The organism is Nocardioides sp. (assembly GCF_034670285.1).
Taxonomy (GTDB): Bacteria; Actinomycetota; Actinomycetes; order Propionibacteriales; family Nocardioidaceae; genus Nocardioides.
Genome location: NZ_JAXMNS010000036.1, coordinates 1 through 14,399 on the forward strand (window position 1 = coordinate 1; position 14,399 = coordinate 14,399).

Below are 14,399 nucleotides of genomic sequence, written 5' to 3' on the forward strand. Positions count from 1 at the left end.
CTCGATCAACCTTCGTCCGCCACGACAGCCCGCTCGTTCCTCGCGGGCTGTCTGCGGTCTCAGTTCGGGCTCCAGCGGGTGCGGGCGACCTCGGTGGCGGGCAGTGAGGGGATGACGTTCATGGCCTTCAGCTCCGAGCGGAGCAGGTCGGTGACGAGGACGAGTCGATCGGTGGCGTCCTCGGCCTCGAGCAGCGACTGACGCTGTTGCAGGGGGAGTGGGGCGCAGGCGGCGAGGGTCCACGACAGGTAGGTGGGGTCGCGGGGCAGGCTCCCGGAGTAGGGGTCGCTGCGGATCTCCGAGAGCGCCACCCGGTAGGCGGTGAAGGTGGCCCGCGCCCGTTCGAGCACCTCTTCCTCGACGGGTGGGGTGTGGTCGGGAAGCTCGGTGACGTGGCCGATCGGGAAGAGGTCGCCGGTCTCGAGGCTGTCGAGCTGGATCCGCTCGATCCCCACGGCGACGACGTCGAAGGTCCCGTCGGCGTGCGCCTCGATGTCAGTGAGCTGAGCCTTGCAGCCGACCCGGAAGAGCGACTGGGCGCCGTGGTCCCCGACCTCGTACCCCTCGCGGATGGCGACCGAGCCGAACATCCGCTCAGCGGGGTCCTCGACGCGCAGCAGGTGGTGCACCAGGGCGCGGTAGCGGTCCTCGAAGACGTGCAGCGGCACGCTCAGGCCGGGGAAGAGCACCGAGTTGAGCGGAAACATCGGGAGCGTGCCGGGACCGGTTGCCACGTGCTCAACCTAGTGCGGCTGTGGTTGCTCTGCGTCCAGCCCACGCCACCGAATCCTCGGTGGAGGGTGGCCCCTCCTAGAATCGACCCATGATCCGCCGCATCGACCTCCGCGCCGCCGCCTCCGACGGCGCGCTCGACTACCGCACCGCGATCCCGCGCGCGGACTTCGACATCGAGGCGGCGGTCCCGGCCGTTCATGCGATCTGCGAGGACGTTCGCACCCGCGGGCTCGAGGCGATCCTCGACTACAACCAGCGCTTCGACGGCGGCACCCGCGACGACGACATCCGCGTCCCCGTGTCCGCGACGACCGAGGCGCTCGCCGCGCTCGACCCCGACATCCGCGCCGGCCTCGAGGAGTCGATCCGCCGCTTGCGCGTGACGTGTGCGGCCGAGCTCGAGCACGACGTCGTCAGCGACCTCGGTCCTGGCGCTCGGGTCACGCACCGCAAGGTGCCCGTCGACCGGGTGGGGCTCTACGTGCCCGGGGGGCTGGCGCCACTGGTCTCCAGCGTCCTGATGAACGTGGTGCCGGCCCAGACCGCCGGCGTGCCGTCGATCGCCCTGGCCTCTCCGCCGCAGCGGGAGTTCGGCGGGCTGCCGCACCCCACCATCCTTGCCGCCTGCGCGCTGCTCGGCGTCGAGGAGGTGTACGCCGTCGGCGGCGCCCAGGCGATCGCGATGTTCGCCTACGGCACCGCGCCCTGCCGTCGGGTCGATCTGGTGACCGGACCGGGCAACATCTACGTCGTCACCGCCAAGCGCCTGCTCAAGGGCCAGGTCGGCATCGACTCCGAGGCGGGCCCGACCGAGATCGCGATCCTCGCCGACGACACCGGCGATGCCGCCTACGTCGCCGCCGACCTGATCAGCCAGGCCGAGCACGACCCGCTCGCGGCGTCGGTGCTCGTGACGACCTCCGAGCGTCTCGCCGACGAGGTGGCCGTCGAGCTCGAGAAGCAGGTCTTCGCGACTCGCCACGTCGAGCGCATCCGCACCAGTCTCACCGGGCGCCAGTCGAGCATCGTGATGGTGGCCGACCTCGAGCAGGGCCTCGACGTCGTCAACGCCTACGCCGCCGAGCACCTCGAGATCCACACCGCGGACGCCTCGGCCGTCGCGGCCCGCGTGCGCAACGCCGGGGCGATCTTCGTCGGGCCGCACGCGCCGGTGAGCCTCGGCGACTACTGCGCCGGGTCCAACCACGTGCTGCCCAGCGGCGGGTGTGCCTGCCACTCCTCGGGGCTGTCGGTGCGCGCGTTCACGAAGTCCATCCACGTGATCGACTACTCCCGCGAGGCACTCGCGGAGGTCGCCGACCACGTCGTCACGCTCGCCGAGGCCGAGGACCTGCCGGGTCACGGCGAGGCGATCCGCGTGCGGTTCGCGGACTGAGGGCGCGATGAGCTTCCCTCCCCTCCGGGAGGAGCTGCGCGGCATCGAGCCGTACGGCGCCCCCCAGATCGACGTACCGGTGTGCCTCAACACCAACGAGAACCCCTACGGACCCTCGGCGGCCTGCGCCGACGACATCGCGGCCTCGGTCCGCGAGGCGGCGACCTCGCTGCACCGCTACCCCGACCGCGAGCACGTCGCCCTGCGCACGGCGCTGGCGTCGTACCTCTCGGCCGACACCGTCGCGCCGGTGAGCACCGAGCAGGTGTGGGCGGCCAACGGGTCCAACGAGATCATGTTGCAGCTGCTCCAGGCCTTCGGCGGTCCGGGGCGCACGGCGCTGAGCTTTGCGCCGACGTACTCCATGTATCCCGAGTACGCCCGTGACACCCACACACGGTGGGTCGCGGGTCGACGCTCCGACGACTTCGGGCTCGACCTCGACGCCGCGCGCGACCTCGTCGCCGCCGAGAAGCCGCACGTGGTGTTCCTGCCCTCGCCCAACAACCCGACCGGCACGGCTCTCGAGCCCGCCGCGATCGCTGCCTTGTGCGAGCTCGTGGGGGAGCGGGGCATCGTCGTGGTCGACGAGGCGTACGGCGAGTTCCGGCGTGCGGGCACGCCGTCCGCCCTGGACCTGCTGCCCCAGCACCGCAACCTCGTGGTGACCCGCACGATGAGCAAGGCCTTCGCGGCTGCGGGGCTCCGCCTCGGCTACCTGGCGGCCGACCCGGCGATTGCTGACGCGGTGCGCGTCGTCAGGCTGCCCTACCACCTGTCGTCCATCACCCAGGCCGTCGCACTGGCGGCGCTGCGCCACGCCCCCGAGCTGCTCGCCCGCGTCGACGACCTGCGCGCCGAGCGCGACTCCCTCGTGGCCTGGCTGCGCGAGCGCGGTCACCGGGTGGCCGACTCCGACGCCAACTTCTGCCTGTTCGGCACGTTCAGTGACCGGCACGCGGTGTGGGAGGGCCTCCTCGAGCACGGGGTGCTCGTCCGCGAGACTGGCCCCGACGGCTGGTTGCGGGTCTCGATCGGCACCCCGGCCGAGATGTCGACGTTCAAGGACGCGCTCGAGCGCGTGACGAAGGAGATCGCATGAGCACGCCCCAGAGCCCGACCACCGGTCGTACCGCACGCGTCGAGCGCCGTACCAGCGAGTCGTCCGTGCTCGTCGAGGTGGACCTCGACGGCTCCGGACGCCACGACATCTCCACCGGTGTCGGGTTCTACGACCACATGCTCACCGCGCTGGCCCGCCACGCGCTGCTCGACCTCACCGTGCGCACCGAGGGCGACGTCCACATCGATGCCCACCACACCGTCGAGGACACCGCCATCGCGCTCGGCCAGGCCCTGCGTCAGGCACTGGGCGACAAGTCGGGGATCCGCCGTTTCGGCGACGCCACCGTGCCGCTCGACGAGGCACTGGTGCAGGCCGTCGTCGACGTCTCGGGACGTCCCTACTGCGTGCACACCGGCGAGCCCGAGGGCCAGGCCTACGTGCAGCTCGGCGGCTCCGGGGTGTCCTACCTCGGCTCGCTGACCCAGCACGTCTTCGAGTCGATCGCCTTCCACGGCCACTTCGCGCTGCACGTGCGGGTCCTCGCCGGGCGCGAGCCGCACCACATCGTGGAGACGCAGTTCAAGGCCTTCGCGCGCGCCCTGCGTGACGCGGTGGCCCTCGACCCCCGCGAGACGGGTATTCCGTCCACCAAGGGAGCCCTGTGAGCCCTGTGAGTTCTGGGACTTCTGCAGACTCCGAGCGGCCCCGGGTCGTCGTCCTCGACTACGGCTCGGGCAACATGCACTCGGCGGTGCGCGCCCTCGAGCGCGCGGGCGCCGAGGTGGAGCTGACCGCCGACTTCGACGCCGCCCTGGCCGCTGATGGGCTCGTGGTCCCGGGGGTGGGGGCGTACGCCGCCTGCATGGCCGGGCTGCGCTCGGTCAAGGGCGAGCGGATCATCGGACGCCGACTCTCGGGCGGGCGCCCTGTCCTGGGCATCTGCGTCGGGATGCAGGTGCTCTTCGAGCAGGGCGTCGAGCACGGCGTGAGCACCGAGGGCTGCGCTGAGTGGCCGGGCACGGTCTCGCGGCTCCAGGCGCCCGTGGTGCCCCACATGGGCTGGAACACCGTCGAGGTCCCCGAGGGCACCTCACTCTTCGACGGACTCGAGCAGGAGCGCTTCTACTTCGTGCACTCCTACGGGGCGCGTGAGTGGGTGCTCGAGACCAACGACCGCACGAAGGCGCCGCTGGTCACCTGGACCGAGCACGGCGGCGACCGTTTCGTGGCTGCGGTCGAGAACGGCCCCCTCACCGCGACCCAGTTCCACCCCGAGAAGTCCGGGGACGCCGGTGCGGCGCTGCTGCGCAACTGGGTCCAGACCCTGTGAGAGTCCCGTGAGCAAGGAGCGTGCGCGACGGCGCGAGGAGCGCGAGCGCGAGGTGGCGGCCGCTGCTGCGGCGCGCGCGGCCGCGGCTGAACAGGCGACCCGACGCCGGCGTCGTCGCCAGATGCTCCTGGGGTGGATCCCGCGCCCGGCGCCAGCGCCCAGCGGCACCTTGGCTGCGCGGCGTCAACGTCGGATCGGCCTGGTGCTCGCCGGCGTCTTCACCCTCAACGTGCTGGTGCTCTTCGCCTCGGGCAGCTGGGCCCTGCCCGCCGTCGTCCTGCTCCTCAGCATCCTGCTCACCCCCGTCGCGACCTTGTTGATCTCCCAGAAGTGACCCCGCAAGCGGTCCAGAAGGAACTCCTGCCATGACCTACCTCCAGCTCCTCCCCGCCGTCGACATCACCGAGGGCCAGGCCGTCCAGCTCGCCCAGGGCGTGGCCGGTTCCGAGCGGGCGTACGGCGACCCGGTCGCGGCTGCGCTGCGCTGGCAGGACGCCGGCGCCGAGTGGCTGCACCTCGTCGACCTCGACGCCGCCTTCGGGCGGGGCTCGAACGCCGCGCTGCAGGCCGAGATCGTGGGCGCTCTCGACATCCAGGTCGAGATGAGCGGCGGGATCCGCGACGACGAGTCGCTGGCGGCGGCGCTGGCCACCGGCTGTCGCCGGGTCAACATCGGCACCGCTGCCCTCGAGCAGCCCGAGTGGTGCGCGAAGGTGATCGCCGAGCACGGCGACCGCATCGCCATCGGCCTCGACGTGCGTGGACGCACCCTTGCCGCGCGCGGCTGGACGCGCGACGGAGGAGACCTCTACGACGTCCTGGCCCGCCTCGACTCCGAGGGCTGTGCGCGCTACGTCGTCACCGACGTCAACAAGGACGGCATGCTCCAGGGCCCCAACCTCGACCTTCTGCGCGACGTCTGCGCGGCCACCGACGCCCCGATCATCGCCTCCGGCGGCGTCACCGAGCTCGCCGACCTCGAGGCGCTGATGGGCCTCGTGCGGAGCGACGGCAAGGGCGGCGTCGAGGGTGCGATCGCCGGCACGGCCCTCTACGAGGGGCGCTTCACCCTCGAGGACGCGCTCGCGCTCACCCTGCCTGCCGAGCGCCGCGCGGGCGGCGCGTCGTGAGTCTCGCCGTCCGCGTCATCCCGTGCCTCGACGTCGACGGCGGACGCGTGGTCAAGGGCATCAACTTCCTCGACCTGCGCGACGCCGGCGACCCGGTCGAGCTGGCTCGCTCCTACGATGCCGAGGGGGCCGACGAGCTCACCTTCCTCGACATCTCCGCCTCGCACGAGGGCCGGGCCACCACGATGGAGATCGTCTCGCGCACCGCCGAGGAGGTCTTCATCCCGCTGACGGTTGGCGGTGGTATCCGTGCGGTGGAGGACGTCGACCGGCTGCTGCGCGCCGGGGCCGACAAGATCGCCGTCAACACCGCCGCGATTCGCCGGCCCGAGCTCGTCGCCGAGATCGCCGACCGGTTCGGCAACCAGGTGCTGGTGCTCTCCGTCGACGCGCGCCGCGTGCCCGTCGGTGGCGCCGGCACCGACTCGGGGTGGGAGGTGACGACCCACGGTGGGCGCCGGTCATCCGGCCTCGACGCGGTCGCCTGGGCCGCGAAGGCCGCCGAGCTCGGCGCGGGGGAGATCCTGCTCAACGCGATGGATGCCGACGGTACGCAGGACGGCTTCGACCTCGACCTCATCGCGGCGGTCCGTCGCGAGGTGTCCATCCCGGTGATCGCGTCCGGTGGCGCCGGGACGCTCGACCACTTCGCGCCCGCCGTCGAGGCCGGTGCGGACGCCGTCCTGGCCGCGACGGTGTTCCACTTCGGCACGCTGCGCGTGGGCGAGGTCAAGGCAGCCCTGGGGGCTGCCGGGCACCCGGTGCGCTGAGCGCCGCCCGGCCTCCTCGGGCAATGTCGGGCAAGTTGTGTCACCACCGGTGTGTGGGTGTCGGCGTCGTGCTCTAGCGTGACCCTCGTCTCGGATCGGGTTCCGGGAAAGAAGGAGCACCGTGAACGACGTTGACCAGGCCCCGGACCCACACGAGGACCGGGTGCGCGGTTCGACCCGCGCAGGCTTCGCCGTGCTCGGGGTGGCGATCCGGCGCCAGCCGAGGGTGTTCGCCATCTCCACGATCGGGTCCGTGCTCTTCGGTGCCCTCACGGTGGCCGATGCCTGGGTGCTGGGCTGGTCGACCGACAACGTGCTGCTCCCCGCCTTCCGCGACGGCGAGGTCGACGGCTCGCTGCTGTGGGCCGTGCTCGCGCTCTTCGTCGCCGTCGCCCTGCTCCGAGCGGTCGGCATCGTCGCACGCCGCGTCGGCGCCGGCGTGATGATGTTCCGCCTCGAGGCCGAGTCGCGCCGAGCCGTCACCAGGCGCTACCTCGAGCTGCCGATGGAGTGGCACCAGCGGCACCCCACCGGGCAGCTGCTCTCCAACGCCAACGCCGACGTCGAGGCCGCCTGGAGCCCCATCGCGCCGCTGCCGATGGCCGTCGGCACGGTCGCCATGATGGTCATCGCCATCGTGCAGATGCTCTTCGCCGACCTCGTCCTGGCGATCGTCGGGCTGCTGATCTTCCCGATCATCATCGTCACCAACGTCGTCTACCAGAACCTCGCGGAGGGCTGGGCGACCAAGGCGCAGGAGCTTCGCGCCGAGGTCAGCGCGATCGCGCACGAGTCGTTCGACGGCGCGATGGTCGTCAAGGCGTTGGGCCGCGAGCCCCAGGAGACCGAGCGCTTCGCCGCCTCCTCGCGCGAGCTGCGCGACGCCAACATCCGGGTCGGGCGCATCCGCGCGGCCTTCGACCCGATCCTCGGGGCGCTGCCCAACCTCGGGGTCCTCGTCGTCCTGGCGGTGGGGGTGTCGCGGGTGACCAGCGGTGCCGCCGATCCCGGCGACGTGGTCACGGTCGCCTACCTCCTCACCATCGTCGCCTTCCCGATCCGCTCCATCGGCTGGCTGCTCAGCGACTTCCCGGCGAGCGTCGTCGGCTTCCGCCGCGTCGAGGCCGTGCTCGGCACGACCGGTCAGATGGTCTACGGCACCTCCGGGGTCCCGGCGGGTCGCGGTGGTGCAACGCTCGAGGTGCGCGACGTCGTGCACGGCTACGAGCCCGAGCAGCGGCTGCTCGACGGTGTCTCCTTCACCGTCGAGCCCGGCCGCACCGTGGCGCTGGTCGGGGCGACGGCCTCGGGCAAGAGCACCCTCACCACCCTCCTGACGCGACTGGTCGACCCGAGGTCGGGCCAGGTGGCGGTCGACGGCACCGACCTGCGCGACCTGGCGCCCGGCGAGCTGGCTCGGGTGCTCGCGATCGTGCCTCAGTCGGCCTTCCTGTTCGACGACTCCGTGCGCGGCAACGTCACGCTCGGCGGCGACTTCTCCGACGACCAGGTCTGGGCAGCCCTGCGCACCGCTCAGGCCGACGAGTTCGTCGCAGCGCTGCCCGACGGGCTGTCGACCAGTCTGGGCGAGCGGGGCACCTCGCTCTCCGGTGGACAGCGTCAACGGCTCTCGCTGGCTCGCGCGCTGGTCCGGCGCCCGCGGGTGCTGATCCTGGACGACGCGACCTCGGCGGTCGATCCCGAGGTCGAGCAGCGGATCCTGGCCGGTCTGCAGGAGGGGGCCCACCAGACGACGTTGGTCCTGGTGGCCCATCGCAAGGCGACCATCGGTCTGGCCGACGAGGTGCTGCACCTCGAGGGCGGGCGGATCGCTTCCCGCGGCACGCACGAGCACCTGCTCGCCTCGTCCCCGACGTACGCCCGGCTCGTGAACGCCTACGAGCACGACTCCGAGCAGGTGACCTCGTGACCGCTGTCGACGACCCCACCGTGCCCGCCGTGGACACGCCCCGGCGCAATCGCACCAACAACACCACCCTCGCCACCGGCGAGGACATGCGAACCCTCGAGACCATCCGTCGCGGGGTCCACTACTCCCCGGAGCTCAAGCAGGGGCTGGTCGGCACGCTGCTGCTCGCCGTCATCGCCTCCTCGGGCCAGGTCGTCGTCCCCATCGCGGTCCAGCAGACCCTGGACCGCGGGCTCAACCGCCCGGGTGGCCCGGACACGTCGTTCACGGTGCTGCTGGGCGTGCTGGCCGCCGTGGCGGTCCTCGCCACGACCTACGCGTCGTACGCCATGACCAAGCGGTTGTTCACCACCTCCGAGCACGGTCTGGCCACGCTGCGCATCAAGGCCTTCAGGCACGTCCACGACCTGCCTCTCCTCACCCAGAACACCGAGCGTCGCGGGGCACTGGTCTCGCGCGTCACCAGCGACGTCGACCAGGTCAGCCAGTTCCTCGTGTTCGGCGGCCTGATGTTCATCGTGAGCGCCGGGCAGGTCCTGGTCGCCACGATGGTCATGCTCGTCTACTCCTGGCAGCTCACGGTGGTGGTCTGGGTCTGCTTCGCGCCCCTGTTCCTGTCGCTCAAGTTCTTCCAGCGCAAGCTCTCCGAGGCCTACAGCACCTCGCGTCGGCAGGTCGGCCTGATGCTCTCGGCGATCTCCGAGCCCGTCGTGGGCGCTGCGGTCGTGCGCTCGTACGCGGTCGAGGCGCGCACCCAGGCGCGGATCGACGAGGCGGTCGCCCGCAACCAGCGGGCGAGCGTGCGCGCGCAGAGCTACACGGCGTTCTCGTTCTCCCTGGGCGGCGTCTCGGCCGGGCTGGCCAATGCCGGGGTGCTGATCATCGGCATCTGGCTCGGCTTCGCCGACGACATCACCGTCGGCACCGTGATCGCCTTCGCGTTCCTCGTGAGCCTCTTCGTGGGCCCGGTCCAGGTCGGCACCCAGATCCTCACCGAGGCCCAGAGCGCGATCGCCGGCTGGCGCCGGGTGCTCGGGATCCTCGACACCCCCGCAGACCTCGTCGACCCGGGACCGGAGGGCAGCGTGCTGCCGCGCGGGCCGATCGACGTGCGGTTCGAGGACGTCGGGTTCGCCTATCCCTCGGGGCCCGCGGTGCTGCACGACCTCACCCTCGACATCGCCGCCGGACGACGCATCGCGGTGGTGGGCGAGACCGGCTCGGGCAAGTCGACGATCGCCAAGCTGCTCACTCGGCTGATGGACCCCTCCGCCGGCGCCGTCCTGCTCGACGGCATCGACGTGCGTGACGTCGCCGAGGCCTCGCTGCGCAGCAGCGTCGTGCTGGTGCCCCAGGAAGGTTTCCTCTTCGACGACACGATCCGGGCCAACGTCCGCTACGGCAAGCTCGACGCCTCCGATGCCGAGATCCTGGCGAGCGCTGCCGAGCTGGGCCTCGGTGACTGGGTGGCGGGCCTTCCGCGCGGCCTCGACACGCGGGTGGGCCAGCGCGGCGAGTCGCTCTCCGCGGGCGAGCGCCAGCTCGTCGCGCTACTGCGTGCCCACCTCGCCGACCCCGACCTCCTGGTCCTCGACGAGGCGACGAGCGCGGTCGACCCTCAGCTCGAGATGCGGATCGGACGCGCGCTGGAGCGGCTGATGTCTGGGCGTACCTCGGTCACCATCGCCCACCGGCTCTCGACCGCAGAAGGAGCCGACGAGGTCGTCGTGATCGACCGCGGACGCGTGGTGCAGCGAGGCCCCCACGCGCGGCTGGTCACCGAGGCCGGCAGCGTCTATGCCGGTCTCTACGCCTCGTGGACGGCGCAGCGGACGCCGGCGGCCCCACCTGCTGAGTCCTAGCGCGACGAGCGGACGCGATACTGGGAGCGTGAGCTCCCTGGACCCCGCGATCGCCTCCCGCCACAAGCGCAGCCCCGACGAGCACGGCCGAGGTCTGGTCGCTGCTGTCGCGCAGCAGCACGACACCGGTGAGGTGCTCATGATGGGCTGGATGGACGACGAGGCACTGCACCGCACCCTCACCACCGGGCGCGCCACCTACTGGAGCCGCTCGCGCCAGGAGTACTGGGTCAAGGGCGACACCTCGGGCCACGTGCAGCAGGTCGTCTCGGTGCGCCTCGACTGCGACGGCGACACCCTGCTGGTCGCGGTCGACCAGGTCGGCGCCGCGTGTCACACCGGCGCCCGCACCTGCTTCGACGACGGGCTGCTCTCGCGTGCCTGAGCCGAGGGCCGGCCTGGGCCCGGTGGCCGCGCTGGGGCTGGCCTGGGCGGGGTTCGCCGCCGTGGCCGGCAACCAGGACTGGGCGACGATCGATCTCGGGGGAGACGCCACCGACTCGGCGTTCGCCTCGGCGGCGGCCTCGACACTCGACGTCACGGCCCCGCCCGTCACGGCTCTCGCGCTGGTGCTCCTCGCGACCTGGGGCGTGGTGCTGGTCTCGCGCGGGGTCGCGCGCCGGGCGGTGACCTGGCTCGGGCTCCTCGCCGCGCTCGGGGTGGTGACCTTCGCCGTCATCGCCTGGGTCGGGACGCCGGACGACCTCACCGAGGGCACGGAGTCGGCCAGGCAGGCCACCCGCACCTTCTGGTCCTACCTGGGCGTGGTGACCGGACTGGCCGGCGTGGCCGCGTCGGTCGTGGCGGTTCGCGCGGTGCGTCACTGGCCCGAGATGGGACGTCGCTACGACGCCCCCGGCAGCGGCGCAGGCAACGGCGCGGGCAACGGCGCGGGCAACGGTGACGGTGCGCAGCGCAGCGTCGTGCCGGTGGAGGAGCAGACGAACCTCGACCTGTGGCGCGCCATCGACGAGGGGCACGACCCCACCGAGGGGTCGACCCACTAGAGTCGTCCTAGGCCGCAGTGACCTGCGGACCACGATGTCGTACGTCACCGAGGAGCACACATGTCTGACAACCACGGCAACACCCCCGCTGCCTGGACCGCTGTCGCGGTCGGTCTGATCGGGTTCGCCGTGGGTGGCGCCGGGCTGATGTTCAGCCCGATCAGCTACCCCGGGTTCTGGGTGGGTGTCGCCCTCGTCGTCGTCGCCGGGATCTTGTTCGTCGTGATGGACAAGATGGGCTTCCACGAGTCCGGTCACTGACGGATCCGACCCGGAGGCGCGAGAGATGACTCTGCAGCAGGTGGCGACACCGCCGGGGGAGTCCACGCGCGCCGCCCGGATGCGCAAGCCGGCCACGGTCATCGGCGCCCTGGCCCTGGCGACGCTGGCGCTGCACCTGCGAGACCCGCATGAGTCGGGCTCGTGGGGGCTGTGTCCCTCGGCGGCGCTGGGCTTCTGGTGTCCCGGCTGCGGCGGCCTGCGCGGGGTGAACGACCTGACCGAGCTGCGCCTCGCCGACGCCGCGTCGAGCAACCTGGTCCTGGTGCTCGCGATGCCGGTCGTGATCTTCCTGCTCGCCCGCTGGGCCCTCGACTCCTGGCGAGGCACGACCCGCCCGCCGCTCTCGCCACGCCTCGGCGCCACCCTCCTGACCCTCGGCCTGGCCGCCCTCGCGGTCTTCACGGTCCTGCGCAACCTGCCCGCCGGCTCCTGGCTCGCCCCCTGATCTTTCGCCGAGTCGGCGCGTACTCGCGCCGACTCACCGACAAAAGCGCGCCGAGTCGGCGCGTAGACGCGCCGACTCGGCATCACGGGTGGAGTCCTGCTCCAGGGGGAGCGGGGGGTCAGTTGATCTCGACCAGGAAGTTGCCGGTGGCGATCAGGACGATGTGGATCAGGGCACCGAGGATGCCGAGCACGAGTCCGGCGGTCGCCATCCCGCCACCCTGCTCACCGCTGACTTCAATTTCCTTCTTGGCCTGGATCGAGAGGAAGATCGCGACCGGGCCGATCAGGATGCCGCAGCACAGGAATCCGACGATGCCGGTGACGAGCGACCAGATCGCCTTCTTGTTGGTGCCCTGCGGTGGCACAGCGCCGTAGCCACCTTCGGGTGCGCCGTAACCGGGCGGCGGCGGTGGGGGCTGGTTGTAGCTCATGACGGGCTTCCCTTCAGGTCGAGAGCCCGCACGACCGGGCTCGCCACCGACCCTATGGCCCCGCGTGCCAGACTTGGAGGTCCGGCGGGCGGCGTTTCCCCGCCCATCTGTCTCGCACCATCTCGCACCACCAGAGGAGCTGTCCGTGTCCGTGCTCGACGACATCGTCGACGGCGTGCGGATCGACCTCGCACGACGTCAGAGCGACCGGCCGCTGGCCGAGGTGCGGGCGGCCCTTGCCGACGCGCCCGCCCCGCGTGACCCCATGCCGCACTTCCGGGCACCCGGTTCGAGCGTGATCGCCGAGGTCAAGCGCCGCAGCCCCAGCAAGGGCGACCTGGCCGACATCCCCGACCCCGCTGCGCTCGCCGCCGAGTACGCCGCCGGCGGAGCCGGCGCGATCAGCGTGCTCACCGAGGAGCGTCGTTTCGGCGGCAGCCTCGCCGACCTGTACGCCGTCCGGGCCGCGGTCGACGTGCCCGTGCTGCGCAAGGACTTCATCGTCGACTCCTACCAGCTGGTCGAGGCGCGAGCGGCCGGAGCCGACCTGGCGCTGCTCATCGTGGCCGCGCTGAGCGACGACGACCTGCGCCGACTGCACGACGAGGCCCGCGAGCTCGGACTCACCGTGCTGGTCGAGGTCCACGACGAGGACGAGACCCACCGCGCGGTCGCTCTCGGCGCCGAGCTGATCGGCGTGAACGCCCGCAACCTCAAGACCCTCGCCGTCGACAACGACACCTTCGGGCGGCTGGCGCCGCTCATCCCCGCCGATCGCGTCGCCGTGGCCGAGTCGGGCATCTCCGGACCGGACGACGTGGCGCGCTTCGTCGACGAGGGCGCGCGCGTGGTGCTGGTCGGCGAGGCACTGGTCAAGGACGGCGCTCCGCAGGCTGCAGTCGCAGCCATGACGGGACTCACGACAGGAGCTCAGGCATGACGACCAACCCGACCGACCCCAGGACCCCCGGACGCTTCGACGCCGACGAGCAGGGCTGGTTCGGCGACTTCGGTGGTCGTTTCATGCCGGAGGCGCTGATCGCCGCCCTCGACGAGCTCACCGACGCCTGGCACGACGCCATGGCCGACCCGGCCTTCCGCGCGGAGTTCGACCAGATCCTGCGCGACTACGCCAACCTGCCCAGCCCGCTCTACTTCGCCGAGCGCCTCAGCAACCAGGTGGGCGTGCGCATCCTGCTCAAGCGCGAGGACCTCAACCACACCGGCGCCCACAAGATCCGCAACGTCCTCGGCCAGGCGCTGCTCACCAAGCGGATGGGCAAGAAGCGGGTCATCGCCGAGACGGGTGCGGGCCAGCACGGCGTGGCCAGTGCGACCGCCGCCGCCTACTTCGGGCTCGACTGCACCGTCTACATGGGTGCCGTCGACGCCAAGCGTCAGGCGCTCAACGTCGCACGCATGCAGCTGCTCGGCGCCAAGGTGGTCACCGTCGACTCCGGCAGCGCCACGCTCAAGGACGCCATCAACGACGCCCTGCGCGACTGGGTCGCCAGCGTCGACCACACGGCGTACCTCTTCGGCACCGCCGCCGGCCCGCACCCTTTCCCGAGCCTGGTGCGTGACTTCGCCCGCGGCATCGGCGACGAGGCGCGCGCCCAGTGCCTCGAGCAGTACGGCGTCCTCCCGGACGCCATCGCGGCGTGCGTGGGTGGCGGGTCCAACGCGATCGGTCTCTACCAGGCGTTCCTCGAGGACGAGTCTGTCGCGATCTGGGGCTACGAGCCCGGCGGTGACGGCGTCGAGACCGGTCGCCACGCGGCCACGATCCACGCCGGCGACAGTGGCGTCCTGCACGGCGCGCGCACCTTCGTGCTGCAGGACGAGGACGGCCAGACGGTCGAGTCCCACTCGATCTCGGCCGGCCTGGACTACCCCGGGGTCGGGCCGCAGCACGCCCACCTGGCTCGCACCGGCCGGGCGGAGTACCGCCCGGTGACCGACACCGAGGCGATGGAGGCGATGGCACTGCTCAGCCGCACCGAGGGCATCATC

At 71.8% G+C, this 14,399-nt stretch carries 17 protein-coding genes; 15 read left to right on the forward strand and 2 right to left on the reverse strand.

From position 1 onward, the window contains the following. Positions 1-59: 59 nt before the first annotated feature. Positions 60-734, reverse strand: coding sequence for an LON peptidase substrate-binding domain-containing protein (locus tag VOI19_RS03170; RefSeq protein ID WP_323791508.1), 675 nt, complete (start codon positions 732-734; stop codon positions 60-62). Positions 735-823: 89 nt separating this feature from the next. Here VOI19_RS03170 and hisD point away from each other — a divergent pair, with 89 nt between their 5' ends. The 13 genes from hisD to VOI19_RS03235 all read left to right on the forward strand — a co-directional run bounded on the left by hisD (position 824) and on the right by VOI19_RS03235 (position 11,953). Continuing rightward, positions 824-2,131 carry a histidinol dehydrogenase gene (hisD, locus tag VOI19_RS03175; RefSeq protein WP_323791509.1) on the forward strand — a complete coding sequence of 436 codons (1,308 nt, stop codon included), beginning with the start codon at positions 824-826 and terminating at the stop codon, positions 2,129-2,131. A 7-nt stretch (positions 2,132-2,138) separates the two neighbouring features. Next, on the forward strand, positions 2,139-3,233 hold the full coding sequence (locus VOI19_RS03180) for a histidinol-phosphate transaminase (RefSeq protein WP_323791510.1): 1,095 nt from the start codon (positions 2,139-2,141) through the stop codon (positions 3,231-3,233). Beyond that, positions 3,230-3,862 (forward strand): imidazoleglycerol-phosphate dehydratase HisB, encoded by a 633-nt coding sequence (hisB, locus tag VOI19_RS03185; protein ID WP_323791511.1) that lies wholly within the window; start codon positions 3,230-3,232, stop codon positions 3,860-3,862. The genes VOI19_RS03180 and hisB overlap by 4 nt, the downstream gene beginning before the upstream one ends. A 5-nt stretch (positions 3,863-3,867) precedes the next feature. Beyond that, entirely contained in the window at positions 3,868-4,527 is a 660-nt protein-coding gene (gene hisH, locus VOI19_RS03190) for an imidazole glycerol phosphate synthase subunit HisH (protein WP_323791512.1), read from the forward strand. A gap of 7 nt (positions 4,528-4,534) precedes the next feature. Then, complete coding sequence (locus tag VOI19_RS03195; protein ID WP_323791513.1) at positions 4,535-4,861, forward strand: hypothetical protein; 327 nt, start codon at positions 4,535-4,537, stop codon at positions 4,859-4,861. Between the two features lie 31 nt (positions 4,862-4,892). Next, on the forward strand, positions 4,893-5,657 hold the full coding sequence (gene priA, locus VOI19_RS03200; RefSeq protein WP_323791514.1) for a bifunctional 1-(5-phosphoribosyl)-5-((5-phosphoribosylamino)methylideneamino)imidazole-4-carboxamide isomerase/phosphoribosylanthranilate isomerase PriA: 765 nt from the start codon (positions 4,893-4,895) through the stop codon (positions 5,655-5,657). Continuing rightward, positions 5,654-6,427 (forward strand): imidazole glycerol phosphate synthase subunit HisF, encoded by a 774-nt coding sequence (hisF, locus tag VOI19_RS03205; RefSeq protein ID WP_323791515.1) that lies wholly within the window; start codon positions 5,654-5,656, stop codon positions 6,425-6,427. Before priA ends, hisF begins: the two co-directional genes overlap by 4 nt. A gap of 121 nt (positions 6,428-6,548) precedes the next feature. After that, positions 6,549-8,357 carry an ABC transporter ATP-binding protein gene (locus tag VOI19_RS03210; protein ID WP_323791516.1) on the forward strand — a complete coding sequence of 603 codons (1,809 nt, stop codon included), beginning with the start codon at positions 6,549-6,551 and terminating at the stop codon, positions 8,355-8,357. Continuing rightward, complete coding sequence (locus VOI19_RS03215; RefSeq protein ID WP_323791517.1) at positions 8,354-10,219, forward strand: ABC transporter ATP-binding protein; 1,866 nt, start codon at positions 8,354-8,356, stop codon at positions 10,217-10,219. Before VOI19_RS03210 ends, VOI19_RS03215 begins: the two co-directional genes overlap by 4 nt. A 28-nt stretch (positions 10,220-10,247) precedes the next feature. After that, positions 10,248-10,604, forward strand: coding sequence for a phosphoribosyl-AMP cyclohydrolase (gene hisI, locus VOI19_RS03220; RefSeq protein WP_323791518.1), 357 nt, complete (start codon positions 10,248-10,250; stop codon positions 10,602-10,604). After that, entirely contained in the window at positions 10,597-11,226 is a 630-nt protein-coding gene (locus VOI19_RS03225) for a Trp biosynthesis-associated membrane protein (RefSeq protein WP_323791519.1), read from the forward strand. The genes hisI and VOI19_RS03225 overlap by 8 nt, the downstream gene beginning before the upstream one ends. Positions 11,227-11,286: 60 nt before the next feature. Then, positions 11,287-11,487 carry an HGxxPAAW family protein gene (locus tag VOI19_RS03230; protein ID WP_323791520.1) on the forward strand — a complete coding sequence of 67 codons (201 nt, stop codon included), beginning with the start codon at positions 11,287-11,289 and terminating at the stop codon, positions 11,485-11,487. A gap of 25 nt (positions 11,488-11,512) precedes the next feature. Beyond that, the gene (locus VOI19_RS03235) at positions 11,513-11,953 is read left to right on the forward strand and encodes a DUF2752 domain-containing protein (RefSeq protein ID WP_323791521.1); all 441 of its coding nucleotides are present in this window, start codon (positions 11,513-11,515) and stop codon (positions 11,951-11,953) included. A 118-nt stretch (positions 11,954-12,071) separates the two neighbouring features. On the opposite strand, the gene VOI19_RS03240 is transcribed toward VOI19_RS03235, so the two are convergent. Next, positions 12,072-12,386, reverse strand: coding sequence for a DUF4190 domain-containing protein (locus VOI19_RS03240; RefSeq protein ID WP_323791522.1), 315 nt, complete (start codon positions 12,384-12,386; stop codon positions 12,072-12,074). A 145-nt stretch (positions 12,387-12,531) separates the two neighbouring features. Here VOI19_RS03240 and trpC point away from each other — a divergent pair, with 145 nt between their 5' ends. Next, the gene (gene trpC, locus VOI19_RS03245; protein ID WP_323791523.1) at positions 12,532-13,326 is read left to right on the forward strand and encodes an indole-3-glycerol phosphate synthase TrpC; all 795 of its coding nucleotides are present in this window, start codon (positions 12,532-12,534) and stop codon (positions 13,324-13,326) included. Continuing rightward, on the forward strand, positions 13,323-14,399 hold a 1,077-nt coding region (gene trpB, locus VOI19_RS03250; RefSeq protein WP_323791524.1), incomplete at its 3' end, for a tryptophan synthase subunit beta. The genes trpC and trpB, both read left to right, overlap by 4 nt.